Genomic DNA, 3243 nt, shown 5'->3' on the forward strand with positions numbered 1-3243 from the left:
CGGCCGTGCTCCGTGTCGTGGTCGCCTTGGTCGCCGTGGTCTTCGCCGCCGTCGTCTTGGCGGCCGTCGTCTTCGCGGTCGTCGACTTGGCCGCGGTCGTCTTCGCGGCCGTCGTCTTCGCGGCCGTCGACTTGGCCGCCGTCGTCTTCGCCGCGGTGGTCTTGGCCGCCGTCGTCTTTCGGGCGGTCGTCGCCTTCTTCGGGGCCGGGCCCTTGGCCCGCTTGTCGGCGATCAGTTCCACGGCCCGCTCGAAGGTGATCTCGAGCGCGTTCTCGCCGCGCGGGACGGTCGCGTTCGTCTCGCCGTCGGTGACGTACGGGCCGAATCGGCCGTCCTTGAGCCGGATCGGCTTGCCGCTGACGGGATCCGCGTCGAACTCCTTGAGCGCGCTGGAAGCACGGCGAGCGCCGTACTTGGGCTCAGCGTACTTCGCGATCGCCTCATCGAGCGTGATGTCGAAGATCTGCTGCTCGTTGTCGAGGGAGCGGGAGTCCGTCCCCTTCTTGAGGTACGGGCCGAAACGGCCGTTCTGCGCGGTGATCTCGGCACCCGTCTCGGGGTCGGCTCCGACGACGCGCGGCAGCGAGAGCAGCTGCAGGGCGGTACCGAGGTCGATCGTGTCAACCGACATCGAGCGGAAGAGCGACGCCGTCCGGGGCTTGGGCGCGGCCTCTTTCTTGGTGGTGCGCTTCTTGGGCTGCTCGACGACCTCGCCGGTGGCCTGATCGACCTCGTCGGGCTCCTCGGCATCCACCTCTTGCACGTACGGACCGAAACGCCCGTCCTTCACGACGACGAGCTTGCCGTTCTCGGGGTTCTCACCGAGCACGCGGTCGCCCGCCACGGGAGCATCGATGAGCTCCTGCGCCTTCTCGGGCGTGAGCTCGTCGGGGGCGAGGTCTTCGGGGATGTTCACGATGCGCGGCTTGGCGTCGGCCTCGGCCGCGGGATCGGTGACCTCGAGGTACGGGCCGTACTTGCCGAAGCGCAGCGTGGCGGTGTCGGTGATGCGCGTCGAGTTGAGCTCCCGCGCGTCGATCTCGCCGAGGTTGTCGACGATGTGACGCAGACCGATCTGCTTGTCGGAGCCGAAGTAGAACTCCTTCAGCCATTCGGTGCGACGCTGCTCGCCGCGGGCGATCGCGTCGAGGTCGTCCTCGAGGGCCGCCGTGAAGTCGTAGTCGACGAGGTCGGCGAAGTGCTCTTCGAGCAGGCGCACCACGCTGAACGCGAGCCAGCTCGGAACGAGAGCCTGGCCGCGCTTGGTGACGTAGCCGCGGTCGAGGATCACGCCGATGATGCTGGCGAAGGTCGAGGGACGGCCGATGCCCTTCTCTTCGAGGGCCTTGACCAGGCTCGCCTCGGTGTAGCGGGGCTTGGGCGAGGTGCTGTGCCCCTTGGGCTCGACGTCGCTGATCGCGAGTTCGTCGCCCACCGACACGGCCGGGAGCGACTGGTCGGCGTCGGTGTCGCGGTCGTTGCGCTTCTCGTCGGCGCCTTCTTCGTACGCCTCGAGGAAGCCCTTGAAGGTGTAGACGGTTCCGGATGCCGTGAACTCGGCGACCTTATCGGCCGCGTCGACGGTGAGCGTCACCGTCGTGGTCTCGTACTTGGCATCCGCCATCTGGCTGGCGACCGTGCGCTTCCAGATCAGGTCGTACAGCTTCTGCTCGTCGCGGTCGAGCGAGGAGGCGAGCGACGACGGCGTACGGAAGGTCTCACCAGAGGGACGGATGGCCTCGTGCGCCTCTTGCGCGTTCTTGGACTTGCTCTTGTAGACGCGCGGGTTGGCCGGCACGGCCTTGTCGCCGTACAGAGCGACGGCCTGCGCCCGGGCGGCCGAGATGGCCTGGCCCGACAGCGCGACCGAGTCGGTACGCATATAGGTGATGAAGCCCTTCTCGTAGAGCCGCTGCGCGACGCCCATGGCGTGCTTGGCGCTCATTGAGAGCTTGCGACCCGCTTCTTGCTGCATGGTCGAGGTGGTGAAGGGGGCGCGCGGGCTGCGGGTTCCGGGCTTGGCCTCGACCTTGGCGACGGTCGCGCGACCGGCGGCCGTGATGGCGTCGGCCAGCGAGCGGGCGGCGGTCTCGTCGAGGACGACGACGGCCTTCTTGAGCTGACCGTTGTCGTCGTAGTCGCCGCCGCGGGCGATCGGGGCGCCGTCGAGGCGGTTCAGACGCGTGGTGAACGACGAACCGGCCTGCGAGGCGAGCGCCTCGACGTCCCAGTAGGAGGCGGAGACGAACGCCATGCGCTCGCGCTCGCGCTCGACCACCATGCGGGTCGCGGCCGACTGCACGCGGCCGGCGCTGAGCGCCGTGCCCTCGCGGCCGGAACCGACCTTGCGCCACAGCACGGGCGAGACGTCCCAGCCGTAGAGGCGGTCGAGGACGCGACGCGTCTCTTGGGCGTCGACGAGCGAGACGTCGAGCTCACGGGTGTGCTCGGCGGCCTCTTTGATGGCGTCCTTGGTGATCTCGTGGAAGATCATGCGACGCACGGGAACCTTGGGCTTGAGGACCTCGAGCAGGTGCCACGCGATGGCCTCGCCCTCGCGGTCACCATCAGTGGCGAGCAGGACTTCGTCGGCGCCCTTGAGAGCCCGCTTGAGCTCGGCCACCGTCTTGGTCTTGCGGTCGTTGACGACGTAGAAGGGGTCGAAGTCGTTCTCGACGTCGATGGAGTACTTGCCGTACGCCGCCTTCTTGTCGGCGGGGATCTCTTTCTTCGATGCGAGGTCGCGGATGTGACCGACCGAACTGAGCACCTCGTAGTCGTCGCCGAGGTATCCCTGGATCGACTTCATCTTCGTCGGGGACTCGACGATGACGAGTTTCTTGCCGTTTGCCACTGGGGTCCTTTCGTCGATGCACACCATACACACGCCTTTCTGTCCGGGTTCCGAGAGGTCTCACGGGCTCGAAGCATCGGGGGGTCCGGCCCGCGAATGCGCATCGAATGAAATTCCACCGTACGCCCCGGCGACGCCGATGGTGGCGACGAGGCCGTCGAGTTCGCACGAGGTGAGGCGCGCCCCGCCCGCCTCGGCGACGAGCCGGGCCTCGGCGCAGGGACTACCCGCGACCGCGCCGCTCGCCGCGTCGGCCGCCGCGAGCGCCGCCGCGTCGGCGGTTCCGGCCAGTCGCTGCGCCGCGACCGCGGCGCCGCCGACCAGCGTCAGAGAGACGCTCACGACCACCACGACGGCGACGATCCCGGTCGTGGCGACCGCTCCGGGCA

2 protein-coding genes are annotated in these 3243 nt (G+C 68.5%); both read right to left on the reverse strand.

Annotated elements, in window-relative coordinates; translation table 11 throughout:
• On the reverse strand, positions 1-2854 hold a 2854-nt coding region (gene topA / locus DBR36_RS09355; RefSeq protein WP_258222691.1), incomplete at its 3' end, for a type I DNA topoisomerase.
• Between the two features lie 60 nt (positions 2855-2914).
• A partial coding sequence (locus DBR36_RS09360; protein ID WP_108318791.1) for an Rv3654c family TadE-like protein occupies positions 2915-3243 on the reverse strand: 329 nt, incomplete at its 5' end.

It is taken from the genome of Microbacterium sp. HMWF026 (genome assembly GCF_003061325.1).
Lineage (GTDB): Bacteria > Actinomycetota > Actinomycetes > Actinomycetales > Microbacteriaceae > Microbacterium > Microbacterium testaceum_E.